The sequence below is a fragment of the Brevundimonas sp. genome (assembly GCF_035626535.1).
Classification (GTDB): domain Bacteria; phylum Pseudomonadota; class Alphaproteobacteria; order Caulobacterales; family Caulobacteraceae; genus Brevundimonas.
The window spans coordinates 68,206-93,328 of sequence record NZ_DASPNO010000053.1; the positions used below are offsets into that span (position 1 = coordinate 68,206).

General features: G+C 68.2%; 26 protein-coding genes. 11 read left to right on the top strand and 15 right to left on the bottom strand.

The window, feature by feature from the left end; genetic code table 11:
- Positions 1-27 precede the first annotated feature (27 nt).
- Positions 28-534, bottom strand: a complete 507-nt coding sequence (locus VEC04_RS07795) for an SRPBCC family protein (RefSeq protein WP_324775523.1) — start codon at positions 532-534, stop codon at positions 28-30.
- On the bottom strand, positions 518-865 hold the full coding sequence (locus tag VEC04_RS07800) for a metalloregulator ArsR/SmtB family transcription factor (RefSeq protein WP_324775525.1): 348 nt from the start codon (positions 863-865) through the stop codon (positions 518-520). The genes VEC04_RS07795 and VEC04_RS07800 overlap by 17 nt, the downstream gene beginning before the upstream one ends.
- A gap of 147 nt (positions 866-1,012) precedes the next feature.
- Between VEC04_RS07800 and VEC04_RS07805 the strand changes: the two genes are divergently transcribed.
- Positions 1,013-1,471, top strand: a complete 459-nt coding sequence (locus tag VEC04_RS07805) for a nuclear transport factor 2 family protein (protein WP_324775527.1) — start codon at positions 1,013-1,015, stop codon at positions 1,469-1,471.
- A gap of 18 nt (positions 1,472-1,489) precedes the next feature.
- Here VEC04_RS07805 and VEC04_RS07810 read toward each other — a convergent pair whose 3' ends face one another.
- Complete coding sequence (locus VEC04_RS07810) at positions 1,490-2,446, bottom strand: hypothetical protein (RefSeq protein WP_324775529.1); 957 nt, start codon at positions 2,444-2,446, stop codon at positions 1,490-1,492.
- A 105-nt stretch (positions 2,447-2,551) separates the two neighbouring features.
- Between VEC04_RS07810 and recO the strand changes: the two genes are divergently transcribed.
- From recO to VEC04_RS07830, 4 genes are all read left to right on the top strand, one after another.
- Positions 2,552-3,283 (top strand): DNA repair protein RecO, encoded by a 732-nt coding sequence (gene recO, locus VEC04_RS07815; RefSeq protein WP_324775531.1) that lies wholly within the window; start codon positions 2,552-2,554, stop codon positions 3,281-3,283.
- Between the two features lie 39 nt (positions 3,284-3,322).
- A complete protein-coding gene (parC, locus tag VEC04_RS07820; RefSeq protein ID WP_324775533.1) occupies positions 3,323-5,524 on the top strand; it encodes a DNA topoisomerase IV subunit A in 2,202 nt (733 codons plus the stop codon).
- 241 nt (positions 5,525-5,765) lie between these two features.
- Positions 5,766-6,344, top strand: a complete 579-nt coding sequence (locus VEC04_RS07825) for a LemA family protein (RefSeq protein WP_324775535.1) — start codon at positions 5,766-5,768, stop codon at positions 6,342-6,344.
- A 3-nt stretch (positions 6,345-6,347) separates the two neighbouring features.
- Entirely contained in the window at positions 6,348-7,367 is a 1,020-nt protein-coding gene (locus tag VEC04_RS07830) for a M48 family metallopeptidase (RefSeq protein ID WP_324775536.1), read from the top strand.
- On the opposite strand, the gene VEC04_RS07835 is transcribed toward VEC04_RS07830, so the two are convergent.
- Both VEC04_RS07835 and VEC04_RS07840 read right to left on the bottom strand, forming a co-directional pair.
- Positions 7,364-8,098 (bottom strand): arginyltransferase, encoded by a 735-nt coding sequence (locus VEC04_RS07835; protein ID WP_324775539.1) that lies wholly within the window; start codon positions 8,096-8,098, stop codon positions 7,364-7,366. The two genes, VEC04_RS07830 and VEC04_RS07835, sit on opposite strands and share 4 nt — an antisense overlap.
- Before the next feature lie 124 nt (positions 8,099-8,222).
- On the bottom strand, positions 8,223-9,125 hold the full coding sequence (locus VEC04_RS07840; RefSeq protein ID WP_324775541.1) for a flagellar motor protein MotB: 903 nt from the start codon (positions 9,123-9,125) through the stop codon (positions 8,223-8,225).
- Between the two features lie 141 nt (positions 9,126-9,266).
- Between VEC04_RS07840 and VEC04_RS07845 the strand changes: the two genes are divergently transcribed.
- The 3 genes from VEC04_RS07845 to VEC04_RS07855 are packed head-to-tail and all read left to right on the top strand — an operon-like array spanning position 9,267 to position 11,180.
- Positions 9,267-9,767 (top strand): flavin reductase family protein, encoded by a 501-nt coding sequence (locus tag VEC04_RS07845; protein ID WP_324775543.1) that lies wholly within the window; start codon positions 9,267-9,269, stop codon positions 9,765-9,767.
- Between the two features lie 10 nt (positions 9,768-9,777).
- Positions 9,778-10,656 (top strand): NAD(P)-dependent oxidoreductase, encoded by an 879-nt coding sequence (locus VEC04_RS07850; protein ID WP_324775545.1) that lies wholly within the window; start codon positions 9,778-9,780, stop codon positions 10,654-10,656.
- Positions 10,653-11,180, top strand: coding sequence for a hypothetical protein (locus VEC04_RS07855; RefSeq protein ID WP_324775547.1), 528 nt, complete (start codon positions 10,653-10,655; stop codon positions 11,178-11,180). The genes VEC04_RS07850 and VEC04_RS07855 overlap by 4 nt, the downstream gene beginning before the upstream one ends.
- On the opposite strand, the gene VEC04_RS07860 is transcribed toward VEC04_RS07855, so the two are convergent.
- The 3 genes from VEC04_RS07860 to VEC04_RS07870 form a co-directional block, all read right to left on the bottom strand.
- The gene (locus tag VEC04_RS07860; protein ID WP_324775549.1) at positions 11,177-12,424 is read right to left on the bottom strand and encodes a pilus assembly protein TadG-related protein; all 1,248 of its coding nucleotides are present in this window, start codon (positions 12,422-12,424) and stop codon (positions 11,177-11,179) included. The two genes, VEC04_RS07855 and VEC04_RS07860, sit on opposite strands and share 4 nt — an antisense overlap.
- A gap of 139 nt (positions 12,425-12,563) precedes the next feature.
- Positions 12,564-12,968 (bottom strand): response regulator, encoded by a 405-nt coding sequence (locus VEC04_RS07865; protein WP_324775551.1) that lies wholly within the window; start codon positions 12,966-12,968, stop codon positions 12,564-12,566.
- 49 nt (positions 12,969-13,017) lie between these two features.
- Positions 13,018-16,332, bottom strand: a complete 3,315-nt coding sequence (locus VEC04_RS07870) for an EAL domain-containing protein (protein ID WP_324775553.1) — start codon at positions 16,330-16,332, stop codon at positions 13,018-13,020.
- Between the two features lie 174 nt (positions 16,333-16,506).
- On the opposite strand from VEC04_RS07870, the gene VEC04_RS07875 reads away from it, so the two are divergent.
- The 3 genes from VEC04_RS07875 to VEC04_RS07885 all read left to right on the top strand — a co-directional run bounded on the left by VEC04_RS07875 (position 16,507) and on the right by VEC04_RS07885 (position 17,862).
- Positions 16,507-16,938 carry a response regulator gene (locus VEC04_RS07875; protein WP_324775555.1) on the top strand — a complete coding sequence of 144 codons (432 nt, stop codon included), beginning with the start codon at positions 16,507-16,509 and terminating at the stop codon, positions 16,936-16,938.
- Between the two features lie 46 nt (positions 16,939-16,984).
- Positions 16,985-17,401 carry a hypothetical protein gene (locus VEC04_RS07880; RefSeq protein ID WP_324775557.1) on the top strand — a complete coding sequence of 139 codons (417 nt, stop codon included), beginning with the start codon at positions 16,985-16,987 and terminating at the stop codon, positions 17,399-17,401.
- A gap of 122 nt (positions 17,402-17,523) precedes the next feature.
- Complete coding sequence (locus VEC04_RS07885) at positions 17,524-17,862, top strand: beta/gamma crystallin-related protein (protein ID WP_324775559.1); 339 nt, start codon at positions 17,524-17,526, stop codon at positions 17,860-17,862.
- A gap of 4 nt (positions 17,863-17,866) precedes the next feature.
- On the opposite strand, the gene lpdA is transcribed toward VEC04_RS07885, so the two are convergent.
- The 7 genes from lpdA to eno form a co-directional block, all read right to left on the bottom strand.
- On the bottom strand, positions 17,867-19,270 hold the full coding sequence (gene lpdA, locus VEC04_RS07890) for a dihydrolipoyl dehydrogenase (protein ID WP_324775561.1): 1,404 nt from the start codon (positions 19,268-19,270) through the stop codon (positions 17,867-17,869).
- 10 nt (positions 19,271-19,280) lie between these two features.
- Positions 19,281-20,576 carry a pyruvate dehydrogenase complex dihydrolipoamide acetyltransferase gene (locus tag VEC04_RS07895; protein WP_324775563.1) on the bottom strand — a complete coding sequence of 432 codons (1,296 nt, stop codon included), beginning with the start codon at positions 20,574-20,576 and terminating at the stop codon, positions 19,281-19,283.
- A complete protein-coding gene (locus tag VEC04_RS07900; protein ID WP_324775565.1) occupies positions 20,573-20,890 on the bottom strand; it encodes a DUF5076 domain-containing protein in 318 nt (105 codons plus the stop codon). The genes VEC04_RS07895 and VEC04_RS07900 overlap by 4 nt, the downstream gene beginning before the upstream one ends.
- Positions 20,887-22,263: a pyruvate dehydrogenase complex E1 component subunit beta gene (locus tag VEC04_RS07905; RefSeq protein ID WP_324775566.1), complete on the bottom strand. Its 1,377-nt coding sequence runs from the start codon at positions 22,261-22,263 to the stop codon at positions 20,887-20,889. The genes VEC04_RS07900 and VEC04_RS07905 overlap by 4 nt, the downstream gene beginning before the upstream one ends.
- Before the next feature lie 3 nt (positions 22,264-22,266).
- Positions 22,267-23,295 carry a pyruvate dehydrogenase (acetyl-transferring) E1 component subunit alpha gene (gene pdhA / locus VEC04_RS07910; protein ID WP_324775568.1) on the bottom strand — a complete coding sequence of 343 codons (1,029 nt, stop codon included), beginning with the start codon at positions 23,293-23,295 and terminating at the stop codon, positions 22,267-22,269.
- A gap of 126 nt (positions 23,296-23,421) precedes the next feature.
- Positions 23,422-23,739 carry an FtsB family cell division protein gene (locus VEC04_RS07915; RefSeq protein WP_414642662.1) on the bottom strand — a complete coding sequence of 106 codons (318 nt, stop codon included), beginning with the start codon at positions 23,737-23,739 and terminating at the stop codon, positions 23,422-23,424.
- A 103-nt stretch (positions 23,740-23,842) separates the two neighbouring features.
- Complete coding sequence (gene eno, locus VEC04_RS07920) at positions 23,843-25,120, bottom strand: phosphopyruvate hydratase (protein ID WP_324775573.1); 1,278 nt, start codon at positions 25,118-25,120, stop codon at positions 23,843-23,845.
- Positions 25,121-25,123 lie beyond the last annotated feature (3 nt).

The window sequence follows — 25,123 nt, forward strand, 5'->3', positions numbered from 1 at the left end:
AGCGGGTCCGGTCGCGGCCGGGGAGGGTCAGTTGGGCTTCTTCAGCAGCTCGGCCAGCTGGTCGGCGCACTGGCCCCAGCCTTCATGGAAACCCATGGCCTCGTGCTGCTTCATCGTCTCGGCGTTCCAGTGGCGCGCCGTGGCGACGTAGTCGGTCTTGCCGTCCTCGCGCGGCGTCAGCTCGACCGTGGCCACCATGAAAGGCTGTCCGGCCGGCTCCCAGTCGGGCGTCAGGGCGTCGGTCGTGATCCAGCGGCGGTTCGGCTCGACCGCGAGAAAGATTCCGCTGTTGGGGAAGCGCTCGCCGTCCGGTCCGTGCATTACGAAGTTGAACACGCCGCCGGGACGCGGATCGACCTGCACGTCCGAGATCGTCCACGGCCTGGGCGCGAACCACTGCTGCAGCAGTTCCGGCGTCATCCACGCCTTCCAGATCTGCTCCGGCGTGGCGTCGATGACGCGGCGCAGGACGAGGGCGTGCTGGTGGGCCACGCCGTCGGTGTTGCAGGGATTGGTTTCAGTTTCTTGGGCCATTGGGGTCCCCTTTCTGGATTTTCTTCAGGTAGGCGTCGAGGCGGTCGAAGCTGGCGTCCCAGTAGCGGCGGTAGTGCTCCAGCCACTCGGCGATGCCCTTGAGGCCCATGGGTTCGAGCCGGGCGGGGCGCCATTGCGCCTCGCGGCCCCGGCTGATCAGCCCGGCCTTTTCCAGCACCTTCAGATGCTTCGACACGGCCGGCAGGCTCATGTCGAACGGTTCGGCCAGATCGTTGACGCTGGCCTCGCCCTCGCACAGCCGCGCCAGAATGGCCCGACGGGTCGGATCGGCGAGGGCGGCGAACTTGGCGCTGAGGGGATCGGTTTCCATGGTCACGCTTCGTATCTAACTGACAGGTTAAATGAACCCGCCGTATCGTGTTGTCAACCGTCTGGTTAAATAAAATCCAGCGGCCGTCGCTTCCGCCCCGCCCGGGGCTGGTCTAGCACTGGTCCGTCACATCGGGAGGACGCCGCAATGCTCGCACTCGTCGCCGCGCTGGCCCTGGTCGCCGCGCCCATCGAAACGCCCGAGGAGGAGGCCGCGGCCACCATCGACGCCCTGCACGCGGCCGCCTCGCGCGCCGACGGGCCGGCCTATTTCGACCTGTTCACGCCGGACGCCCGCTTCATCGGCACCGACGCCACGGAGCGGTGGACGCTGACGGAGTTCCGCGCCTACGCCGAGCCGTATTTCGCACGCGGGCAGGGCTGGACCTACACCCCGGTCGAGCGGACGGTGACGGTGGCGCCGATCCAGTGCGGCTGCATCGCCTGGTTCGACGAGGTGCTGGACAGCCGGAGCTACGGCGTCACGCGTGGCTCAGGCGTGCTGCGCAAGACCCGCTCGGGCTGGAAGATCGAGCAGTACGTCCTCAGCTTCGCCGTGCCCAACGAGCGGGCGCGCGCGGTGGTGGAGACGATCGCCGCGGAATGATCGCCGGCTCTGTCCGCCTCAGTCCCGGATGGCCGCCTCGATGACGCGGTCGATGCCCGCATTGGTCGCCTGGTCCAGGGTGGCGATCTCGGCATAGAGCTGGTCGTGCTCGCTCGAGGCCGCCCTGCGGTCGCGGCCGATCCGGTTCAGCTGGTTGAGCAGGGGCATGCTGGACACCGTCCCGCCGCCGTAGCCGTTCGGCCGCCAGCGGCCGCGGTTGGCGTAAAGCAGGTTCACCTCCTCCTCGCTGAGGGCGACCAGCCGGTCGTGCACCGCCCAGACCTTCTCCATCAGGGCCTTGCGCTTCACCTGGGCCGTGTCGAAACGGACGAGGACGGCTTCGCGGTCGGCCTCGTCGGCGATGACGTCCGCCAGCGCGGCGCGCGCCTCGGCCTGGCCCTTGTCGTAGTCGCCGCGAGCGGCGGCCAGCAGGTCCTTGTGCCCGGCGATGGCCTTGCGCGCCTGCTCCAGACCCCCGGAGGAGCGGAGCGCCTCGATGCCGAAGCCCTGGTGCCGGGCGAGCAGATGCATCCGGCGATAGAAGTCCGTCTCGGAGCGGCGGGCCGCGATCCGCGCATCCGACACCGCCTCCTTGAGCCGCATCTCGTAGCCGGCCCGATCGGCTTCCATGCCGTTGGCCACGCTCATCGGGGCCGCGCCCAGCGCCGCCGCCAGCATCAGCCAGCCGCTCCACTTCAGGGCGCCGTCACGTCCGGCCGGCGACAGGAAGACCCCGTTCAGCAGTGCGCCGACCCCGGCGCCGATGGCCAGCGCCGGGATGATGATGTTCGACGCGGTCTTGACCCAGACCACCGCCCGTCCGCCCGAGGTGCCGTCGCCGAGCAGCACGCCGCTGGCGTAGAGGCTGACCAGCGCGCCACCCGCGACCGCGATGGCCAGGGCGGCGGCGAGGAAGGGCCAGAGCGGCGCCTTCGACTGCCAGGTGGCGCGGCGCCGGCTGGTGAATTTATCCATGAACGCCCCCCGGCGCGACACGCGAACGATGCCGAACGCTAACGCAGAGGTTGCCTGGGGCGCAAGCCGCTGGCGTGGCTGCTCCCTGCGTTCTAGGTCTGCCCGATGGAATTCACCGACGACGCCTTCGTCCTCTCGGCCCGTGCGCACGGCGACACCGGCGTGGTCGTCGAGCTGCTGACCGAGGGGCACGGCCGGCGCGCCGCCTATGTCGCCGGCGGGGCGTCGCGCAAGATGAAGCCCTTCCTGCAGCCCGGCGCCCGCGTCGTCGCCGACTATCGCGCCCGGACCTCGGACCATCTCGGTTCGGCGCGTCTGGAGCCGGTGGGGGAGGGGCCCAGCGCCCTCTTCGACGACCCGCTGGCCCTGACCGGCCTCGCGGCCGCCGCCGCGGTGGCGCAGGGCGCCCTGCCCGAGCGGGAGCCGCATCCTGGCGCCTTTCACGCCTTCGAGGCGCTGATGGCCGCCTTCGCCCTTCCCGATGTCTGGCCGGCCATCTTCGTGCGCTTCGAGGCCGGCCTGCTGGAAGATCTCGGCTTCGGCCTCGACCTGTCGCGCTGCGCCGTCACCGGGACCATGGACGATCTCGTCTGGGTCAGCCCGCGCACCGGCCGCGCCGTCAGCCGGCAGGCGGGCCAGCCCTATGCCGACAAGCTGCTGGATCTGCCGCCCTTCATGCTCGGCGCCCAGGCCGGACTGGGGGAGGGCGACGTCGGCGCGGGGCTCGGCCTGACGGGTCATTTCCTCGAGCAGTTCGTCTTCCACCCGCTCGACCGACCGCTGCCGCCCGCGCGGGTGTGGATGATCGACAAGCTGCGCGAGGCGGGGCGGCTTTAGGCGCTAGACTCCGGGGTTCAGATTGCCGATTCGGACCCCATGACCGTTCACACCCCGCCGCCCGAGGGCGGACGCATCATCGACGAACCCATGAGCGAGGCGCTGTCGCGGCGCTACCTCGCCTATGCGCTGTCGACCATCACCAACCGGGCTCTTCCGGACGTACGTGACGGCTTCAAGCCGGTGCACCGGCGCATCATGTACGCCATGCACCAGATGCGGCTGAACCCGCAGGCGGCGGCGCGGAAATGCGCCAAGGTCGTCGGCGAGGTCATGGGCGGCTATCACCCGCACGGCGACGCCTCGATCTACGACGCCCTGGTGCGTCTGGCGCAGGACTTCTCGCAGCGCTATCCGCTGGTCGACGGTCAGGGCAATTTCGGCAACATCGACGGCGATAGCGCCGCGGCCATGCGCTACACCGAGTGCAAGCTGACGCCGGCCGCCGTGCTGCTGATGGACGGCATCGACCAGCACGCCGTCGATTTCCGCCCCACCTATGACGACCAGGACGAGGAGCCGGTCGTTCTGCCCGCCGGCTTCCCCAACCTGCTGGCCAACGGCTCGTCGGGCATCGCCGTCGGCATGGCCACCTCGATCCCGCCGCACAACGTCGGCGAACTGATCGACGCCTGCCATCTGCTCCTCGAGCGGCCCGAGGCGACCACCGAGGAACTGGCCCAGATCGTCCCCGGCCCCGACTTCCCCACCGGCGGCGTCGCCGTCGAGGGCCACGGCTCGATCCTCGACGCCTATGAGACCGGCCGGGGCGGGGTGCGCCTCCGCGCCCGCTGGGAGACCGAGGATCTGGGCCGCGGCGTCTGGCGCATCGTCGTCACCGAGATGCCGTATCAGGTGCAGAAGTCGAAGCTGATCGCCGACCTCGCCGACCTGATCGAGAACAAGAAGGCGCCGCTGCTGGCCGACGTCCGCGACGAGTCGGCCGAGGACATCCGGCTGGTGCTGGAGCCGAAGTCGCGCACAATCGAACCCGAGGTGCTGATGGAGAGCCTGTTCAAGCTCTCCGACCTCGAGGTCCGTTTCCCGATCAACATGAACGTGCTGGACGCCACCGGCACGCCGCGGGTCATGGGGCTGAAGGCCTGTCTGCAGGCCTTCCTCGATCACCGTCGCGAGGTGCTGATCCGCCGCGCCCAGTGGCGCATCGAGCGCGTCGAGAAGCGGCTGCACCTGCTGGAAGGCCTGCGGATCGTCTTCCTCAACCTCGACGAGGTCATCCGCATCGTCCGCGAGGAGGAGCAGCCCAAGGCTGTGCTGATCGCCCGCTTCGGCCTGACCGAGGCCCAGGCCGACTACATCCTCGACACCCGGCTGCGCCAGCTGGCGCGGATCGAGGAGATGGCGATCGAGAACGAATACAAGGAGCTGGCGGACGAACTTGCCGCCCTGCAGTCACTGTCGTCCTCGCCCGCCAAACAGTGGAAGCAGATCGGCAAGGACCTCGAGGCCACCCGCAAGGCGCTGGTCTCGCCGCGCCGCACGACCATCGCCGAGGCTGTCGACACCTCCGCCATCGCCTCGATCGAGGCCTTCATCCCGCGCGAGGCGATCACCGTCATCCTGTCCGAGCGCGGCTGGATCCGGGCCGCCAGGGGCAAGGTCGACGATCCCTCCGAGCTGAAGTTCAAGGAGGGCGACAGCCTCGCCTTCCTGGTGCCGGCGTATACGACAGACAAGCTCCTGGTCGCGGCCTCGGACGGCCGCATCTTCACCGTGGGCGCCGACAAGCTGGCCTCGGGCCGCGGGCACGGCGAGCCGCTGCGTCTGATGATCGACCTCGACGAGAAGGCCGACATCGTCAACCTCCTGGCGCACCAGCCGGGGGGCAGGCTGCTGGTCGCCTCGAAGGCCGGCTACGGCTTCATCGCCCCCGAGGACGAACTGCTGGCCCAGAAGCGAGGCGGCAAACAGGTGCTGAACGGCGAGATGCGCGCGGCCATCCGCGTCACGGGCGATCACGTCGCGACGGTGGGCGACAACATCAAGGCGCTGATCTTCCCGCTTGCCGAACTGCCCGAGATGGGCCGCGGCAAGGGCGTCAAGCTGCAGTCCTACAAGCAGGGCGGCCTGGCCGACGTGACAGTCTTCGACAGCGCCCACGGCCCGGAATGGACCGACGGGGGCGGCCGCCGCCGCAACTGGCCCGACTGGAAGGACTGGCTCGGCAAGCGGGCCGGAGCGGGACGGCAGGGCCCGCGGGGGCTCAGGAGATTCCGCTGACCACCCCTCATCCGTCATCCTCGGGCTTGACCCGAGGATCAGATTGGCCGGTGCTCGTCGATGGGCGCTTGCTGACGGATCGCCGGGCCGCCCCCTTCGCACAGCCCCGCTTCGCCTCCGACCCTCGGGTCAAGCCCGAGGGTGACGGCGAGAAGGAGGTTTCACCGATTTCACTATCAGCCGCCCGCTATCCGCACCATATTCAAGCGTGGCCGACATCCGGCCGGGATGGGAGATCGACATGCTCACGACCCTGATCGTCATCGGCGTCATCGTCGCCGTGGTGCTGTTCGTCGTCGTCGGCGGCTACAACAAGCTGGTCGCGCTGGATCAGCGGGCGGACCAGTCGTTCGCCGATATCGACGTCCAGCTAAAGCAGCGCCAGGACCTGATCCCCAATCTCGTCGAGACGGTGAAGGGCTACGCCACCCACGAGCGCGGCACCCTCGACGCCGTCACCCAGGCCCGCGCCGCCGCCGCCGGAGCCACCTCGGTCAACGACAAGGTCCAGGCCGAGAACATGCTGACCGCCACCTTGGGTCGACTGTTCGCCGTCGCCGAGGCCTATCCGGACCTCAAGGCCAACACCAATTTCCAGCAGCTCCAGTCGGAGTTGTCGGACATCGAGAACAAGCTCGCCGCCGCCCGCCGTTTCTTCAACAACGCCGTCAGCGAGTTCAACGCCGTGCGCCGCCAGTTCCCGACCGTCCTGTTCGCCGGCATGGTCGGCTTCGGCGCCGACAAGCCATTCTTCGATCTCGGCGAGGCCGACCGGGCCACGTTGAGCGCGGCGCCGCCGACGGTGAATTTCCAGGCCTGATCCATGGGCGCCGTCGGGCTCCAGACCCACATCTGGGCGAACAACACCCGCTCGATCCTGCTGCTCGTCGCCTTTCCGGTGCTGATGGTCGCCATCCTCTATGGCGTCCAGCTGATCCTGATGGGTCTCGGCTATCTCCCGGGAACCGGGCGGGGACTGGGCGACGACATGGCGCTGGCCGCGTCATGGCTGGGCTGGACCGTGCCGACGGCGCTTGTCATCGCCGGCATCTGGTTCGCCATCGCCTATTTCGGCAACCAGGCCATGATCGACGCCTTTACCGGCGCCCGAAAGGTCGAGCGCCGGACCCAGCCGGAACTCTACAACCTGCTGGAAAACCTCGCCATCTCTCGCGGCCTGCGCACCCCGACGCTGCGCATCATCGAGACCGACAGCCTCAACGCCTTCGCCACCGGCCTGCATGAGGGCCGTTACAGCGTGACCGTTACACGGGGGCTGCTGAACACCCTGACCCGCGACGAGCTGGAGGCGGTGCTCGCCCACGAGCTGACCCACGTCATCAACAAGGACGTGCGGACCATGGTGATCGCCTCGATCTTCGCCGGCATCATCAGCGTCATCGCCGAGCTGGTGTTCCGCGGCCTCGTCTATTCCCGCGGCGGCCGGCGCGACAACAAGAACGCCATGCCGCTGATCCTGATCGGCCTGGCCTTCGCCGTGATCGGCTTCGTGCTCGCCTTCGTCATCCGCATGATGCTGTCGCGCACCCGCGAGTTCGTCGCCGACGCCGGCGCGGTCGAGCTGACCAAAAACCCCGACGCGATGATCTCGGCCCTGCGCAAGATCGAGGGCCGGTCGTCGATTAAGGGGCCCGACGAAGTGCAGCAGTTGTTCCTCGACAACCAGCCCGACGGCGTGGGTTTGGAAGGCCTGTTCGCCAGCCATCCACCCATCCAGAAGCGGATCGACGCGCTGGTGAAGTTCGGCGGAGGGCGCGATCCGGGTCCCTGGCAGGGGGATGGGCTGTCGGAGTACGAGACCTCGACGCCGGTGACGGGTTAGGGCAGACGCTCCCAGCCCAGCCGGGTCAGCTGCTCCAGCGGCCGGAAACCGGCCTTGTAGTCCATCTTCTTCGAGCCCCGGACCCAGTAGCCCAGATAGACGAAGGGCAGCCCTACCATGGCCGCCTGGCGCACGTGATCGAGGATGGCGAACCGGCCGAGGCTGCGCGCCTCGAGCGCCGGATCGAAGAAGCTGTAGACCATCGACAGCCCGTCGGAGAGCAGGTCGGTCAGGCACACCCCGACCAGATCGCCGGGCCCGCCGTCGTCGGACGGCCGCCGGTATTCGATCAGATGGGTCCGCACCGCCGTGTCCTCGACCATGGCCACATAGTCGAGCCAGCCCATGGTGCTCATGCCGCCGCCGGGGTGCCGGCCGTGCAGATAGCGGCGCAGCAGGTCGAACTGCTCCATGGTCGCCTCGGCCTCGACCAGGTCCCGGGTCAAATCATCGTTGCGCTTGAGGACCTTGCGCTCGGACCTTGAGAAGCTGAATTCGGGCACCGGCAGCCGGACCGACACGCAGGCGTCGCAGCCTTCGCAGGCGGGACGGTAGGCGATGTTCTGGCTGCGCCGGAAGCCGGCCTGGGTCAGTTCGTCGTTGACGTGGGCTCCCTCGCTGAAGGGCAGGTTGGCGAACACCTTCCGCTCGGTCTGGCCCGGCAGATAGGGGCAGGGGGCCACCGAGGTCATGTAGAAGCGAAGCTGACGCGTGGGTACGAACTGGGTCACGGGCGACAGCTCCCCACCCAATTCCGACGACAGTTTGGCGCCCGCTTCGGCATCCGCTGATTTGGCGCCGCTCCGGCCTGCGCGGCAAGGCCCTTCGCCCGACGCCTGAGCGGCGGGCGGGCGGTCACAGGCTGGTGTCCGTGGGCAGCACCGGGGCCTCCCGCAGCAGCACGATGGCGATGCGGCGGTTGCCGGCGAGTGTCGGGTCGTCCGGATAGAGCGGGTCCGAGCCGGCCTTGCCCGACACCTGATAGACGCGGTCGGGATCGACGCCGGCGCTCTGCAGGATCAGCCGCGAAGCATTGGCGCGCGCCGCCGACAGGGTCCAGTCGTTCGGCCCGGTGGCGCGGTTGGAGCCTGGCGCGGCCGACGTATGGCCGGTCACCGAGATGCGATTGGGTAGCTGGTTGATGACCCGCGAGATGGCCCGCAGCAGCAGCTGGGCGCGCGGGTTCGGTCGGGCCGAATTCTGCTCGAACATCGAGCGGCCCTCCTGGTCGACCAGCTGGATGCGCAGACCTTCCGGGGTCTGGTCGATGATCAGCTGTTTCGACAGCTCCGCCAGTTCCGGCATGGACTGCATGGCCTGGCGCAGGGATTCCGCGGCCGAGGCGAACTCCGCCGCCTCGCGCCGGGCGATTTCCTCGCGCAGGGCCGCTTCGCTGGCCGCGGCGAGGTTCTGGCTCTGGCCGGCGTCCTGCGGCGCGTCCGGCGGGGCCTCCGGGGCCAGCTGGCTGATCACCGACTGCGAGCCGGCCCCCTTGGAGCCGTCGTCGCCGAGCGAAGTGCCGCCGAGGATGCCGCCCGAGCCCGACGTGGTCGCCGAAACGCTGGCCGGGGCGAAATACTCCGCGATGCCGCGCTTCTGCTCCGGATCGGTCGTGTTGATCAGCCACATCAGCAGGAAGAAGGCCATCATGGCCGTCACGAAGTCCGCATAGGCCACTTTCCAGGCGCCGCCATGGTGCCCGTGGCCTGCGACCTTCTTGACCTTCTTGATGAGGATCGGACGATCGCTCATGGACATCGGGGGACTCGCAACACATCCAGTTCGCCCCACAGTCCCGGGTCGGCGTTAAGAAGCCGTTTGCGATAACCGCTCACCACGTCGGCCGCCGGTGTGGAATCTGAACTTGCCGGTCTGACGGGGCTCGCCTAGTCGTGCCATGTGACCTTTCCAGACACCCCTGACGCGTTCGATGTCGCGGCCTTCCGGCAGGCCTTGGGCGGGTTCGCGACCGGCGTCTGCGTCGTCACGGCACACACCGACGAGGGGCCGTTCGGCATCACGGTCAACTCCTTCACCTCGGTCTCGCTGCGCCCGCCGCTGATCCTGTGGTGTCTCGACCGAGCCTCGTGGCGGCACGACGCCTTCGCCCGGGCGGAGCGCTTCGCCGTGCACATGTTGCCGGTCGAGGACCGCGAGATGTCGGACCGCTTCGCCTGGGGGGTCTGCCGCCTGTCGTCGGACGAGTTCGACAGCTCCAGCCCCGAGCCGCCGCGGCTCAAGAACGCTCTGACCCGGCTGGACTGCGTGGCCCGCGACCGCATCGTCATGGGCGATCACCTGACCATCGTCGGCGAGGTCCGGCGCTTCGAGACCCGGCCGGGCGACGCCCTGACCTACTACCGCGGCCGCTACGGCGCCGCCGCCCAACCGGACAGCTGAGGAACACGGCATGAAGATCGGCTTCGCGGGACTGGGCGTGATGGGCGGCCCGATGGCGCGCCACCTTGTCGAGGCCGGCCACGACGTCGCCGGCTTCAACCGCTCGCCGGACAAGGCCCGGGCCTGGGCGGAGGCGACGGGCGGCCGCTTCGCCGGAACGGTGGAGGACGCGGCGGCAGGGGTCGAACTGTTCATCCTGTGCGTTGGCAATGACCAAAATGTTCGCGAAGTAGTCGAAATCGCCCTGCCGACGCTCGCGCCCGGCGCGGTCATCGTCGATCACACCACGACGTCCGCCAAGGTGGCCCGCGAGATGGCGGAACGGGCCGCGGGGCAGGGGGCCTTCTTCATCGACGCGCCGGTTTCGGGCGGGCAGGCGGGGGCCGAGAACGGCCAGCTCAGCGTCATGGCCGGTGGCGATGCGGCGGCGCTGGCGCGGATCGAACCGGTGCTGATGCACTACGCGAAGGCCGTGAAGCACATGGGTCACTCGGGATCGGGGCAGCTCACCAAGATGGTCAACCAGATCGCCATCGCCGGCGTCGTCCAGGGCCTCGCCGAAGCCGTCCACTTCGCCCAGACCGTCGGGCTCGACACCGACGCCGTCTATGACGCGATCTCCAGGGGCGCCGCCCAGTCCTGGCAGATGGACAACCGCTGGACGACCGCGGCGGCGGGCCAGTTCGAGTTCGGCTTCGCGGTCGACTGGATGCGTAAGGATCTGGGACTGGTGCTGGACGAAGCCCGCGCCAACGGCGCGCATCTGGCGCTGACGGCGCTCGTCGATCAGTTCTATTCCGAGGTGCAATCCATGGGGGGATCGCGATGGGATACGTCGAGTCTGGCGGCGCGGCTGCAGGCGCGGCCGGCGCCGCCGGCGCGGCCGTGAACGACCGGAAACGATTCTGGCGAGCCGGCGACCCGCCTCATCCGGTCTGGGAGGTGTGGTGGGCCCTGAAGCGTGAGTTCTCGATCTGGACGGCGCCGGCGAGCTGGCTGGGCACGCCCGGCTCGTGGACGTATTTCGGCAACGACGTCGTCACAGGCCTGCGCCGCAACGCCTCGACGACCCGGGCCTTCGGCCTGCTGGACGCCGCGCCGGACCAGATCGACGCCATCGTCGCCCTGGCGGCCCTGAACCTGAAGCGGCACGAGCACATGTTCCAGCTCGTGGCGCTGCTCTACATCAGCATTCCGCTGACCATCGTGCTCGGTCTGGCCGAGGTGATGCCGGATGGCCTGATCGCCCTGTTCCGGGAGCACCAGGCCCTGGTCTGGCAACTGGCCGCCGCCATGACCTTGGCCGTCGGCGTCTATCTGATCGGGGTCTGGCGGGCGCGGCAGCTGGTCGCGGTGCTGGAGCTGTGGCGGATCGAGCGCCTGATCGCGTGCCACGAGGCCGACGCGGCCTAGTCGATCAGGCGTGATCCGCCGGTCCGCGGGCCGACGCCGTCGGGCACGGGGACGCCGCTGGCGTCGTAGTTGGCGTTGATGAACAGGGACGGCGAGCCCTGCATCTTGACCGCTTTCGCGACGATCACCGTCCAGGCGCTGTCGCGGGCGATGTCCGCCGAGCCCTGAACGACCAGCCTGGCCGAAGGAACGTAGATGACGCCGAGCAGAGCCTCGACGTGGTCCGCGGAGATGATGAAGTCCTGTGTGTTGTCGCGGGTGCCGCCGACGACGAGGCCGGCGAACTGTCCCGACTTGCGGCCGTCGAGATTCACCAGGGCCCGATCCTTGAACTCGAATCTGGAGGCCCTGTCGAAGAACAGCGCCACATCCTGTCCCTCAAGCCGCGCGTTCTGGCTGATGATCAGGTGCCCGCCGAGGAAGAAGTGATCGCCCGTCCTCAGCACGATCCGCGCCGTGCCGGAGGCCCAGATGCCGCCGCAGTGCTTGCCGGGGTCGATATAGTGGGTCCCCGAGTTGACGATGACCGGGCGGAGCAGGTCGGCGACGCTGCACAGCAGGTTGTGCTGCCGGCCGAGGTCGAGGTTGGCGAACGGGTCGGCGATGGAGGCGGCGCCGGTGCCCGCCGTCGGACTGATGAATCCGCTGGCGGAGGTCACCGCCTGGGCCGCGGCGGCCGTGATGGAGCCGCCGTCGACGACGATGTCGCGGTTCGAGTGGACGAGACAGGCGGGGGCGTTCATACGGCCGCTGTCCTGAAGGTGGAGGACCCTGGTTCCGGTGTCGCCGGTGACCAGCACGCACAGCGGCACCATACCCATGGTGGTGGCCGTCGACCGGGCGTTGAAATGCCAGCCCCCCGGCGGCAGCAGGCTGGCGAAGAAGGAAGGCCGGTGTCCCTCCAGCCGAACCTGAATGGCGCGTTGGCCATCGATCTCCACGACCTCATAGGTGGGTGCGACGGTCGGCGCATGGTCACCCCACTCGCCAAGCTGGGCGTCGACATACGCTCGGGCGCGCTCCTTCGCGTTCGAGCCGTCGGTCGCCAGCGACAGGTCATTGGCTGCGGCAAGGGCGGCGCTGTCGGCGATATCCTGAAGGCGAACCTTGGAGGCCTGCACCTGGGTGAGGTCGAAAGCCCCCGCGCCCATCATCAGAACGGCCGGCAGGATCAGCGCCGCCTTCAGCGCGATCGACCCCCGGCTATCCCTGCCGAACCGTCTGGCCCAGGAGATGTATCGCACGACTCTTCCGCCTACCCTGTACACCGCCTGCTCTCAACATTGCGGTCGTTGGTCCGAGACTGGATGTCCCTTATACAATCAAGAGGTTAAGTATTCTTGCCTTGCGGCGGGTCAGGTTGAGCAGCGGCGGACGCCGTTCCTAGGCGTTCTGCGCAAAAGGGCTCTGGGCCCTGTCGGGCTGGTCGAGCAGGCGTTCGACGGTTGCCCCGAAGGTGGAGAATGTGAGCGGCTTGACGAGGGTGTCGTCCGCCCCGAACAGCTTGGCTGTGCGCAGCAGATCGTGGGGCCCCATCGGTCCTCCGGACGAGATCGCGAGGATTTTCACCGCTGGATGGCTCTTCCGCATTTCGATGATCGTCTCGAGCCCGTCCATGTTGGGCATCAGCATGTCCAGCACCACGAGGTCGGCCGGGATGGTCACCAGCGCCCTGAGCGCCTCGACGCCGTCTCCGGCGTGGACCACGGCGTGGCCCTCCGCCTTGAGCAGTTCGCCCGCGATCAGCTGGATGGTCGGGTCGTCGTCGACGATGAGGATGTTGGCCATGAAAGAGACTACCGGTGGAACCTGTACGAGATGGTGAACGCGCGAGACATCAGGCGGCTTCCTCCCGGGACGGGGGAAGCTGCGCGAAGGGGAGGGGGCGACTGTAGATATAGCCTTGGATAATATGAACGCCGGCCGTCCGGAGGAATTTCGACTGTTCTTCGGTCTCGACGCCCTCGCACACGATCTGCATGCCCAGCGAGCGGCCGACCGAGATGATGGCGTGAATGATGGCGGCTGACGCCGTATCTTCCTGGCAGCGTTCCACGAAGCTGCGGTCGATCTTCAGGGTGGTGAATTTCAGTTCGCGCAGTGCGCGAAGGCTGGTGTAGCCGGACCCGAAATCGTCGAGGGCGACGCCGACGCCCAGCGCGGTCAGACTCTCGATCGTCGGACGGGCCGCGTCGATGTCGAGAATGGCGGTCTCGGTGACCTCAATCTCGAGCCGTTCCAGCGGGAAGCCGTTGCGACCGGCGGCGGTCTGGAGTCGTGCGGCGAAGTCCCGGCGCTGGAACTCTCCCGCCGAGGCGTTGATCGACACCTTGATGTCGGGCCGCTGGCCGACGACCTGCATGGCCCTATCGAGCACGAAGTCGGTGAGTTGCTCGATGGCGCCCGCGGCTTCCAGTTCGACCACGAACTCGTCCGGCGCGCGGGTGCTGCCGTCCGCCCGGGTCCACCGCACCAGCGCCTCGACCTTGCCGGCGAACTCGCCCGTCCGGTCCATCATCGGCTGGTAGGCGAGGTCGATCTCGCCGCTCTGGATCGCCAGGCGAAGCGTCTCGCCGGGGTCCTGCACCGCCGCCACGAGGCCGTCGCCGGACCCCAGAACCGCCAACGTCTCGCTCAGCAGGACCGCCAGACGTTCCAGAGCCCCCGGCGCCAGAACGCCGGCGCGGGCGGACGCCTCGATCGCGCCTGAGGCTTCCGCGACGGCCCGGGCCCCGAGACTGAGGCTCATTGACTTCAGGGCGTGGGCGGCGCGGGCGACTCCCTCGGCATTGTCATCCTTCCATGCGCTGACGAGTTCGGCCGTTCGCTGGGGGGCGTGCTCCCGATACAGGGCCTGAATTCGGGCGACGAAATCGACCTTGCCGGTGGCGGCCATTGTCGCGAGATCTTCCCGAACGGCCGGATCGAACAGGCTGTCGGCCGCCGCCGCTGCTGCCGGAGCTTCGGCGGCCGGCGCGGTGTCAGGCTGGTGCTCGGCCATGAACTGGCCGCAGTGAAGCTGGAGCGCGCGCGACAGGTCCTGCAGCGTGAAGGGCTTATGGACGACCCCGTCCATACCGGCGTGCCGCCAGGCGTCGGCCGCGGTGCCGATGACGTGGGCGGTCAGGGCGAGGATGGTCGCCCGCGGCCGGCCGGACTCCTGTTCTTCCTCGCGGATGCGGATCGTGGCCTGGAAGCCGTCGAGGCGCGGCATCGATCCGTCCATCAGCACCAGGTCATAGACGGCGCTCCGCAAGGCTTCGACGGCTTCCAAGCCATCCCCGGCGAAGCCGACCTCGACGCCCAGCCGCTCCAGCGCCTGCGCGGCCACCTCGCGGTTGACCTCGGCATCGTCGACCACCAGCACCCTGGCGCCCGGGAAAGATGCCCCCTGAAAGCCGCCCAAGACCGCGCCCTCCGCGACCGGCGCCTCGCCGGCGTGCATCCGGGTCAGCGCATGGATCAGGTCGGCGCGGCGCATCGGGGCCGCCAGCATGTATTCGGTCGCATTGCGATCGGCGTCAGCGAACGACAGTCCGACGCCGTCGCCGCCCCTGGCGACGATACGGGCGGCGCACGGCTGATCCGACTCAGCGACCCGCACGCCGAGCGCCCCGGCGTAAAGCCGCACCGCGCCGGCGGTCTGTTTCGCGGGGCCGGTGATGCTGATGGTCCAGTCCGGGCCGAACGTGGGGAGGACCGGCGCCTCGCCAGCGGCCGGGAGGGCGACGGTGAAGCCGAAGCTGGAGCCCACCCCCTCGGTGCTCTCGAGATTCCATTGGCCGTCCATGGCGCGCACCAGACGGTCGCAGATCGTCAGCCCCAGGCCCGTGCCGCCGTGCTTGCGGGTGGTGCTCTGGTCCGCCTGCGAAAAGGCCTCGAACAGGCGCGGCAGCTTGTCGGCGGGAATCCCGGGCCCGGTGTCGACAACGGCGAAGCGGATCTCGTCCGGAGCGTCGCCCGCCGTGACCCTGATCATCACCCCGCCGGTCTCGGTGAACTTGATCGCGTTGTTGGCCAGGTTGCCGAGGATCTGCCGCAGCCGTGTGGGATCGGCCGACACCGAACTGATGCCGGGATCGACGAAGACCGCCAGATCGAGCGCCTTCTCCGCCGCCCGTTCGGCGAACAGGCTGGCCACATCCTCCGCCAGCTCCGACAGGTCCACCGGCAGCGTTTCCAGCTCCAGCTTGCCGGCCTCGATCTTCGAGAAGTCGAGAATGTCGTTGATGATGGTGATCAGCGACCGCCCGGACTTGGCGATGACGTCCGCCTGCCGCCTCTGACGCGCCGACAGGTCGGACGTGGCGAGCAGCTCGCTGAGCGCGAGAATGCCGTTCATCGGGGTCCTGATCTCATGGCTCATCACCGCGAGGAAGTCGGACTTGGCCGCGTTGGCCGCCTCGGCCGCCAGCTTGGCCTCGCTGAGTTCGGCGGTCCGCGTGGCCACCGTGTCTTCTAGCCCGGCGACGTGGTCCGCGATCCGCCGGTCCCGCTCGCGCAGGCCCTGAAGCATGGAGCGCAGACCGCTGACGAGGTCGCCGACCTCGCCGTCAGCCGCGATGTCCGGGTCGGCGGAGAAGTCATCGGAATCCCGCACCTGATTGGCGAAGGCGGCAAGTCGCACGATCGGCTCGCTGATCCGGCGGGCCAGGCGGAGTGCGATCAGCAGGCCGGCGAGGGCGGCGATGGCCGTGCCGAGCAGGGCGACCAGCACCGATCCGAGAACCCGCTCGCGCAGTCCCGGCGTCTTGGCCAGCAGGGTGATCCGGCCGACCTGTTCGCCCTGGTGCACCACGGGAGCGCTGACCTGCAGGGTTCCTGTGGTCAGCACCGACCAGACTGACAGCCGGTCGCCGCTGGTCACGCGGGCGTCGGAGGCCAGTCGGACGCCGCCGCCCGTCTCGGCCAGCAGACGGCCGGAGTGGCCTTCAATACGGCCGTAGGTGACTTCCGGCATCTGGGCGATGGCGCGGAGGGAGGCGAAGGTTCCCACCCGGTCCTCCGCGTGCACGGCGTTCGCCGCGAGGGAGCCGATGACGGTGGCCGTCTGGGTGAAGCGGTGCGCTTCCAGGGCGGTCTGCCGGCGGGCGTCGGTCCAGCCCATGAGCGTGGCGACCACGACGCAGGTGGTGGCAAGGGCGGCCAGCACGAGACCGACCAGTTTCCGGCTGATGGAACTGCCGCTTCTGCGAGAAGAACTCCCCAACACGGCCACCCAAAGTCCCACGGATACTGTGGCTTATACTGTCCCTTAATGACTCGAGCCTTAATATGAAGTGTCGGGGATAAGGGGAGGGCGGAGGGCCCTTCCGGGGAGATCCCAATGAGTGGCGGCTTCTTTTACGTCCTGCAGGACGAGGCTCGGATCCTCTTCGTCGACGACGATCCGATCCTGAGAGCCTTCGCCCAGGTCAATCTCGCCACGCCGACCACCCAAGTCGATCTGGCCGCCGACGGCGCCGCGGCGCTCGATAGCCTGAAAACGGGCCGCTACGATCTCGTCCTTCTCGATCTGGAGATGCCCGGGATCGACGGCTTCGAAGTTCTGTCCCGCATCCGCAACGATCCGTCCCTGAAAGATCCCGCGGTCATCGTTCAGACCGGCCGCGAGGACGTCGAGGCGATCGACCGCTGCTTCCATCTCGGCGCCACGTCCTTCGTGATGAAGCCGCTGAACTGGCGGCTGCTCGCCTATCAGATCCGCTATGTGCTCCGCGCCGAACGCGAGGTCTCCAGCAGGAGGGCGGCGGCATGACCGCTCTGGCCGATCGTCCGGCGGCAGTATCGAACAGGAGTGAGTGATGGCCATCGAAGCCGATATCCTGGCTGAGAAGCACGAAGACCCCACGCTGATCACTGAGCGACGCGCCCGGACGGAACGCCGGGGCCGCGACCGGCGCAAGCCCGGCAGCCGGGTCAATCAGCGGGCGCCCATGCGGTCCACGCTTCAGGCCGTTGGTCTCAGCGCCGTCGGTGTCGTCGGCACGGTCATGGTCATCACCGTCCTCTACAGCCAGATCGCCGGTGTCTCATTGCCCTATGTGACCCTGGCGTTCCAGGCGGGCGCGATGGCCGTCGCCACGATCGTGGTCGCCATCGGCTGCGTCGAGCAACGCCTGACCGAAATCCGGCTTGAGCTGATGATGCTGAACGGCGGCCGTCGACAGGGCGACGATCGGCGCCAGGGTCCGCGACGCGGTGCGGCAGCCGGCGAGTGACCGGGCCGCGTAACATTTCGCATAATATATCTTAGGCGAGACACTCGTCGGTGGCCGGACAGGCCGGATGGGTATAGGCTGGCCGGGTTGCGTCGATATCGCCCGCTCAAGGGAGATCATGCATGACCCCCTCCGTTCTGCTCCTCGCCTTCCTCTCGCTGGTCGCGCCGCCGGGCGAGAGTCCGCCAGTGCAGGCGTCCGGCGCCGGACCGGCCGCCGCGACCCTCTACCGCGACGTCGGCTATCGCGGTCCGTCTATCACGGTCACGGGCAGCCGCCCGGATTTGAATCTCCCCTGGCCGGTCCGGTCGATCCGGATTCAGAGCGGCGTCTGGGAGCTTTGCCAGCGGGCCAACTTCCGGGGCCGCTGTACGCGCTACGACTCCAGCGACAGCTCGATCCCGTCCGCGCGCGAGTACACGCAGAGCGCCCGTCCCGCGACGCCGGTCCGGTCGGGTTGATCCGTCAGATGTGCAGAACCCGCTGGTAGGCGTCGAGCGCGGCCTCGTGCATCGCCTCTGACATGGTCGGGTGCGGATAGACGATGCCGTGAATGTCCTCTTCCGTCGCCTCCATGGCGATGGCGGTGACATAGCCCTGGATCATCTCCGTGACCTCGGCTCCGATCATATGGGCTCCGATGAGCGCGCCGGTTTTCGCGTCGAAGATCGTCTTGACGAAGCCCTCGATCTCGCCGGCGGCGACGGCCTTGCCGTTCACCCGGAACGGGAAGCGGCCGATCTTCACCTCGCGCTTCGCCTCCCGGGCGCCCTGCTCCGTGATCCCGACCGAGGCGACCTGCGGCTGGGCGTAGGTGCAGCCGGCGATCGGCGAATGGACGTTGGGCGTCTTGAAGCCGGCGATGTGCTCCGCAGCGTGGATGCCCTCATGCGACGCCTTGTGGGCCAGCCAGGGCGCGCCGGCGCAGTCGCCGATGGCGTACAACCCCTTCACATTGGTCTGGCAGTGGCCGTCGATGGTGATGTGACCGCGGTCCATGGCCACGCCGAGCGCTTCGAGGCCGATGCCGTCGGTGTTGGCGGTGATGCCGACCGCCGAGATGCACACCTCGGCCTCCAGCGTCTCGGCCTTGCCGCCGGCCTCGATGGCGACCTGCACGCCCTTCCCGCCCTTGGACACCCTGGTGACCTTGCAGCCGGTGCGGAACTTCATGCCGCGCTTCTCGAAGGCTTTCTGCGCGGCCTTTGAGACCTCCTCGTCCTCGACCGGCATGATCCGGTCGACCGCTTCCACGACAGTAACTTCCGCGCCCAAGGCTCTGTAGAAGCTTCCGAATTCCACTCCGATCGCGCCCGAGCCGATGACCACGATCGAGGCCGGCATCTTCTTCGGAGCCATGGCCTCGCGATAGGCCCAGATGCGGTCGCCGTCGGCTTCGAGGCCGATCTGCGGGAGGGCCCTGGCGCGGGCCCCCACCGCCAGCATGACCGCCCTAGCCTCGATCGTACGTGAACCTCCGGCCTTGAGAGCGACGACCACCTTCGGCGCCGCGGTCCCCTTCTCCAGCTTCGCCGTGCCCTCGATCACCTCGATCTTGTGCTTTTTCATCAGGAAGGTGACGCCCTTGTTCATCTGGGCGGCCACCCCGCGCGAGCGCTGGATGATGGCGTCGAAATCGAAACCGACCTTGTCGGCGGAGAGGCCGTAGTCCTTGAGGTGCGACAGGCTCTCGTACTTCTCGCCCGACTTGAGCAGCGCCTTGGTCGGGATGCAGCCCCAGTTCAGGCAGATGCCGCCCAGCGCCTCACGCTCGACGATGGCGGTCTTCAGGCCCAGCTGGCTGGCGCGGATCGCCGCGACGTAGCCGCCGGGGCCGGAGCCGATGACGATGAGATCGAATTCAGCCACGGCTCATTCCCTACGCCAGCATCGTCACAGGATCTTCGATCATGGCCTTGAAGGCCTGCAGGAATTTCGCTCCCGTAGCCCCGTCGACGACGCGGTGATCGCAGGTCAGGGTGACCGACATGACGGTGGCGACGGCCAACTGGCCGTTCTTCACCACGGGACGCTGCTCCCCTGCCCCGACGCTCATGATCGCGCCCTGCGGCTCGTTGATGATCGAGGCGAACGACTTGATTCCGAACATGCCCAGGTTGGACACGCTGAAGGTGCCGCCCTGGAACTCCTCGGGCTTCAGCTTGCGGTCGCGGGCGCGCTTGGCGAGGTCCTTCGACTCCGTTGCGATCTGCGACAGGGTTTTGGTTTCGGCCTTGCGGATGATCGGGGTGATCAGGCCGCCTTCGATGGCCACGGCCATGGCCACGTCGGCGTTGTGGTGCATGGCCAGGCCTTCGGGCGAGTAGCTGGCGTTGGCTTCCGGCACGGCCTTCAGGGCCATGGCGGAGGCCTTGATGACGAAGTCATTGACCGAGACCTTGATCCCGTCCTTCTCGAGCAGGGCGTTGACCTTGGCGCGCGCCGCCAGCAGGCCGTCGATCTCGCAGTCGATGGTCAGCGGGAAGTGCGGCACGTCGCGGAAGCTGTCGGTCATGCGCCGGGCGATGGCCTTGCGCATGCCATCCAGCGGCACGAGGTCGTAGGTGCCGTCGGGGATGCCCATCTGGGCCAGCGACTGGACCTTGCGAGCCTCGCCGGCCGGAGCCGGGGCGCCGGCGGCCGACGGCTGGACGCCGCCCTTGCCTGCGCCCTCGACGTCGCGCCTGACGATGCGGCCGTGCGGGCCTGTGCCCTTGACGGTATTCAGGTCGACGCCGGTCTGGGCGGCGATGCGGCGCGCCAGCGGCGAGGCGAAGACGCGTTGGCCGGAGGCGCCGGGCTTCGGCAGCGTCGCTTCGACCGCCTTCACGCCTTGCGGCGTCGCCACGGCCTGACCGCTCTCGTGGCCAGCCGGCGCCGGCTTTGCGGTGTCGGTCTTCGGAGCCTCGACCTTGGCGGCCGGGGCGGCCGCGCCGCCCTCGTCCTTCAGGCGGGCGATCGGCGTATTGACCTTCACGCCCTCGGTCCCTTCGGCCACGAGGATGTCGGTGACCTCGCCCTCGTCGACGGCCTCGACCTCCATGGTCGCCTTGTCGGTCTCGATCTCGGCGATGACGTCGCCGGCCTTGACCACGTCGCCGACCTTGACGTGCCACTTGGCCAGCACGCCCTCTTCCATGGTGGGCGACAGGGCGGGCATCAGGATGTCGGTCATTGGACGCTCCCTGTCTCGTCCGCGGTCTCGACGACGGTCTGGACGTTCTGCGCCTTCAGCGCGTCGCTCATGCCGGTCAGGATCTGGTTGTAGGCGGCGCGCTCGTCCATCCCGTGCCGCACCTTGTAGCCGTGGGCCATGTGGGTGGCGGCATAGGCCAGCATGCGGCCGAACATGGCCGGGTCGCTGAAGGCCGGCTTGATCGACATGACCGGCTCCCTGTTCGACCACCACATGCGCAGGACCTCGATGGCATCCGGATCGGCGGCGACGCTGGCGGGCGTCTTCAACTGGTGGTCTGCGGGCTCGGTCATGCCATCACCTGCTTCACGGCCGCGACGATCTTGTCGACGCCCGGTAGCGACAGGGCCTCGAGGTTGGCGGCGTAGGGCAGCGGCACATCCTCCTGATGCACCCGCAGCGGCGGGGCGTCGAGGTAGTCGAAGGCGTGCTCGATCACCCGGGCGACGACTTCCGCGCCGACGCCCATCGGACCCCAGCCCTCTTCGGCCGAGACCAGGCGGCTGGTCTTCTTCACGCTCTCGACGATGGTCTCATGATCCAGCGGCCGCAGGGTGCGCAGGTCGACGACCTCGCAGGAGATCCCCTCCCCGGCCAGCTGTTCGGCCGCCTGCAGGGCGAAGCCGATCATGCGGCTGTGGGCGGTGATGGTGACGTCGGTCCCCTCGCGCCGGACCTTGGCCTTGCCGATCGGCAGGACGTAGTCCTCGACCTCGGGCACGTCGAACTCCAGCCCGTACATCATTTCGTGCTCGAGGAAGACGACAGGGTTAGGGTCGCGGATGGCGGCCTTCAGCAGGCCCTTGGCGTCGGCCGCATCATAGGGCGCGATGACCTTGAGGCCCGGCACCTGGGCGTACCAGGCCGAATAGTCCTGGCTGTGCTGGGCGCCGACCCGGCTGGCGGCGCCGTTGGGACCGCGGAAGACGATGCCGGCGCGGATCTGACCGCCCGACATGTACAGCGTCTTGGCCGCCGAGTTGATGATGTGGTCGATCGCCTGCATGGCGAAGTTGAAGGTCATGAACTCGACGATCGGCTTCAACCCGGCCATGGCCGCGCCTACGCCGAGGCCGGCGAAGCCGTGCTCGGTGATCGGGGTGTCGACCACGCGCTTGTCGCCGAACTCCTGCAGCAGTTCGCGGCTGACCTTGTAGGCGCCCTGATACTGGGCGACTTCCTCGCCGATCAGAAACACGCCCTCGTCGCGGCGCATCTCCTCGGCCATGGCGTCGCGCAGGGCGTCGCGGATGGTGGTCTTGACCAGTTTGGCGTCGGCGGGGATTTCCGGATCGCGCAGCTCGACCCTGGGACCCTTCGCCGTGTCGTCCTTCTTCTCCGGATCGCCGGACTTGTCCTCGTCAGGAGCGTCCGCCACGGGCTTGGCGGCGGGCGTGTCAGCCTTCGGCGCCGGAGCGGCGGCGCCGTCCTCGCCGGCCAGACGCGCGATCGGCGTATTGACCTTCACGTTCTCCGAGCCCTCGGCGACGAGGATTTCCAGCACCTCGCCCTCGTCGACGGCCTCGACCTCCATGGTCGCCTTGTCGGTCTCGATCTCGGCGATCACCTGGCCGGCCGACACCGTGTCGCCAGCCTTGATGTGCCACTTGGTCAGCGTGCCCTCTTCCATCGTGGGCGACAGCGCCGGCATGAGAATGTCGGTCACGAATCAGGCCTCCACGTAGACGTCGGTGTAGAGCTCGGACGGGTCCGGCTCCGGGCTTTCCTGGGCGAACTGCACCGCCTCGGCGACGATGGCCTTGACCTCGTTGTCGATGGCCTTGAGCTCGTCCTCGGTCGCCTTCGCGGCGGCCAGCAGGGTCTTGATGTGATCGATCGGGTCGCGGGTCGTCTTGACCTGATCGACCTCTTCCTTGGTGCGGTATTTGGCCGGATCCGACATGGAATGGCCGCGGTAGCGGTAGGTCTTCATCTCGAGGATGAAGGGGCCGCCCCCTTCCCTCGCCCGCTTCACGGCGCGGGCCACCGCGTCGCGCACCGCCAGCACGTCCATGCCGTCGACCTGCTCGCCCGGGATGCCGAAGCTGGCGCCGCGCTCGCTGAGTTGGGTCGTCGATGACGAGCGCTCGATGCTCGTGCCCATGGCGTACTGGTTGTTTTCGATGATGTAGATGGCCGGCAGCTTCCACAGCTGGGCCATGTTGAAGCTCTCGTAGACCTGGCCCTGGTTGGCTGCGCCGTCGCCGAAATAGACGAAGGCGACCGAGTCGTCGCCGCGGTAGCGGCCGGCGAAGGCCAGGCCGGTGCCGAGCGCCACCTGCGCACCGACGATGCCGTGGCCGCCGTAGAAGCCGGTGGCGGTGTCGAACATGTGCATCGAGCCGCCCTTGCCCTTGGACGAGCCTCCGATGCGGCCGGTCAGCTCGGCCATGACCTCTTTCGGGTCCATGCCGGCGCACAGCATGTGGCCGTGGTCGCGGTAGCCGGTGATGATCTTGTCATGGCCTTGCCGGACGCTTTCCTGCACCCCGACGGCGACGGCCTCCTGGCCGATATACAGGTGGCAGAAGCCGCCGATCAGACCCATGCCGTACAGCTGGCCCGCGCGCTCCTCGAAACGGCGGATCAGCACCATCTCGCGATAGAAGCGCAGCAGGTCCTCCTTCGAGGCCGTCGGCGTATTGGGCAACTTGGTCGCCTTGCTGGAATCAGCTTTGGCGGCGGGGGCTTTCGCCATCCGTCATCTCCCGGCTGGGCCCCCGCCAAATCGGCAAGATGCAGGGCCTCTTCTCGTTACGGAAAGGGGCTTTAGCAGCCTTCGTTCCCGAAAGGCAAAGCCGCCTCACGGCGATGTAACGAAAGTTCACGCGGCCGGCGTGGGGCCTTCGGTCGCAGCCGGCGCCGAGACGTGGATGACATAGTCGCGCGGGTCGGCGAAACCGAGCACGGCGCGGGCCCGCTCTTCGAGCAGATCGCGCGACAGACTGTCCGTACGCAGGTAGCGGACGCGGATTTCGAGATCGCGCCGCTGCTCGAGGATCTGGGCCAGCTGGGCCTCGCGACGCAGCAGCATGGCGTCGCGTTCCCCGCCGCTCAGCAGGCCGCGTTCCCCGGTCAGGGCCTGAACGCCGAGGTAGACGATCAGCAGCAGCAGCATGGCTGACGGGAAATACGGCTTCATCCGCTCGGGCACTAACGGACGCTCCTTCTGAGCGTGAACTCGTGATCAACGAGTCCTGACCGAAAATGCCTAACGAACCGTAGCTTGGCCGCAGCGGCTGACGCTATTTCAGCAGCATGCCGTCGCCGTAGTAGGCGCCCTGGTCGCCCAGCATCTCCTCGATGCGGAGCAGCTGGTTGTATTTGGCCGTGCGGTCCGAGCGCGCCAGCGAGCCGGTCTTGATCTGCCCGCAGCTGGTGGCGACGGCGAGGTCGGCGATAGTCGAGTCCTCGGTCTCGCCCGAGCGATGGCTCATCACGGCGGTGTAGCCGGCCCGGTGTGCCATATCCACCGCATCAAGAGTCTCGGACAAGGTCCCGATCTGATTGACCTTGATCAGGATCGAGTTGGCCAGACCCTCGCCGATGCCGGCGGCCAGGCGGGCCGGGTTGGTGACGAACAGGTCGTCGCCGACGATCTGGACACGGTCGCCCAGACGGTCGGTCAACAGTTTCCAGCCGTCGAAATCGTCCTCGGCGCAGCCGTCCTCGATCGACACGATCGGGAAGCGCTCGCACAGGTCGGCGAGATAGCCGACCATGGCGTCGGCCTCGAGCGTCTTGCCTTCCCCGGCCATGATGTATTTGCCGTCCTTGTAGAATTCGGTCGCCGCGACATCGAGCCCGAGGTGGAAGTCCTCCCCGGCCAGATAGCCCGCCGCCTGTCCGGCGCGGGTGATGAAGCTCAGAGCCTCTTCGGCCGAGGCCAGGTTGGGCGCGAATCCGCCCTCGTCGCCGACGTTGGTGTTGTGGCCGGCGTCCTTCAGCTGCTTGCGCAGGGCGTGGAAGATCTCCGCGCCCATCCGCAGGCCCTCCGAGAAGCTGTCCGCGCCGGTCGGCAGGATCATGAACTCCTGGATGTCGATCGGATTGTCGGCATGGGCCCCGCCGTTGATGATGTTCATCATCGGCGTCGGCAGGATGCGGGCGGAGACGCCGCCGAGATAACGGTAGAGCGGCAGGCCTGAGGAGATGGCGCTGGCCTTGGCGCAGGCCAGGCTGACGCCGAGAATGGCGTTGGCCCCCAGCCGGCTCTTGTTGGCCGTGCCGTCGAGACCGATCAGAGCTTCGTCGATGCGGCGCTGGTCCTCGGCGTCCATGCCGCTGAGGGCGTCGAAGATCTCGCCGTTGACCGCGTCGACGGCCTTGCTCACGCCCTTGCCGCCCCACAGGTCCTTGTCGCCGTCGCGCAGCTCGACCGCTTCATGCGCGCCGGTCGAGGCGCCCGACGGCACGGCCGCGCGGCCGAAGCTGCCGTCGTCCAGGATAACGTCGACCTCGACCGTCGGATTGCCCCGGCTGTCGAGGATCATGCGGGCGGCGATGTCGGCGATGTCGGTCATGGA

Bases quoted from the DNA above. Each gene is read 5' to 3' on its own strand.
- VEC04_RS07795 (WP_324775523.1), bottom strand. From the start codon at position 534: ATGGCCCAAGAAACTGAAACCAATCCCTGCAACACCGACGGCGTGGCC.
- VEC04_RS07800 (WP_324775525.1), bottom strand. From the start codon at position 865: ATGGAAACCGATCCCCTCAGCGCCAAGTTCGCCGCCCTCGCCGATCCG.
- VEC04_RS07805 (WP_324775527.1), top strand. From the start codon at position 1,013: ATGCTCGCACTCGTCGCCGCGCTGGCCCTGGTCGCCGCGCCCATCGAA.
- VEC04_RS07810 (WP_324775529.1), bottom strand. From the start codon at position 2,446: ATGGATAAATTCACCAGCCGGCGCCGCGCCACCTGGCAGTCGAAGGCG.
- recO (WP_324775531.1), top strand. From the start codon at position 2,552: ATGGAATTCACCGACGACGCCTTCGTCCTCTCGGCCCGTGCGCACGGC.
- parC (WP_324775533.1), top strand. From the start codon at position 3,323: ATGACCGTTCACACCCCGCCGCCCGAGGGCGGACGCATCATCGACGAA.
- VEC04_RS07825 (WP_324775535.1), top strand. From the start codon at position 5,766: ATGCTCACGACCCTGATCGTCATCGGCGTCATCGTCGCCGTGGTGCTG.
- VEC04_RS07830 (WP_324775536.1), top strand. From the start codon at position 6,348: ATGGGCGCCGTCGGGCTCCAGACCCACATCTGGGCGAACAACACCCGC.
- VEC04_RS07840 (WP_324775541.1), bottom strand. From the start codon at position 9,125: ATGTCCATGAGCGATCGTCCGATCCTCATCAAGAAGGTCAAGAAGGTC.
- VEC04_RS07850 (WP_324775545.1), top strand. From the start codon at position 9,778: ATGAAGATCGGCTTCGCGGGACTGGGCGTGATGGGCGGCCCGATGGCG.
- VEC04_RS07865 (WP_324775551.1), bottom strand. From the start codon at position 12,968: ATGGCCAACATCCTCATCGTCGACGACGACCCGACCATCCAGCTGATC.
- VEC04_RS07875 (WP_324775555.1), top strand. From the start codon at position 16,507: ATGAGTGGCGGCTTCTTTTACGTCCTGCAGGACGAGGCTCGGATCCTC.
- VEC04_RS07880 (WP_324775557.1), top strand. From the start codon at position 16,985: ATGGCCATCGAAGCCGATATCCTGGCTGAGAAGCACGAAGACCCCACG.
- VEC04_RS07885 (WP_324775559.1), top strand. From the start codon at position 17,524: ATGACCCCCTCCGTTCTGCTCCTCGCCTTCCTCTCGCTGGTCGCGCCG.
- VEC04_RS07895 (WP_324775563.1), bottom strand. From the start codon at position 20,576: ATGACCGACATCCTGATGCCCGCCCTGTCGCCCACCATGGAAGAGGGC.
- VEC04_RS07900 (WP_324775565.1), bottom strand. From the start codon at position 20,890: ATGACCGAGCCCGCAGACCACCAGTTGAAGACGCCCGCCAGCGTCGCC.
- pdhA (WP_324775568.1), bottom strand. From the start codon at position 23,295: ATGGCGAAAGCCCCCGCCGCCAAAGCTGATTCCAGCAAGGCGACCAAG.
- VEC04_RS07915 (WP_414642662.1), bottom strand. From the start codon at position 23,739: ATGAAGCCGTATTTCCCGTCAGCCATGCTGCTGCTGCTGATCGTCTAC.
- eno (WP_324775573.1), bottom strand. From the start codon at position 25,120: ATGACCGACATCGCCGACATCGCCGCCCGCATGATCCTCGACAGCCGG.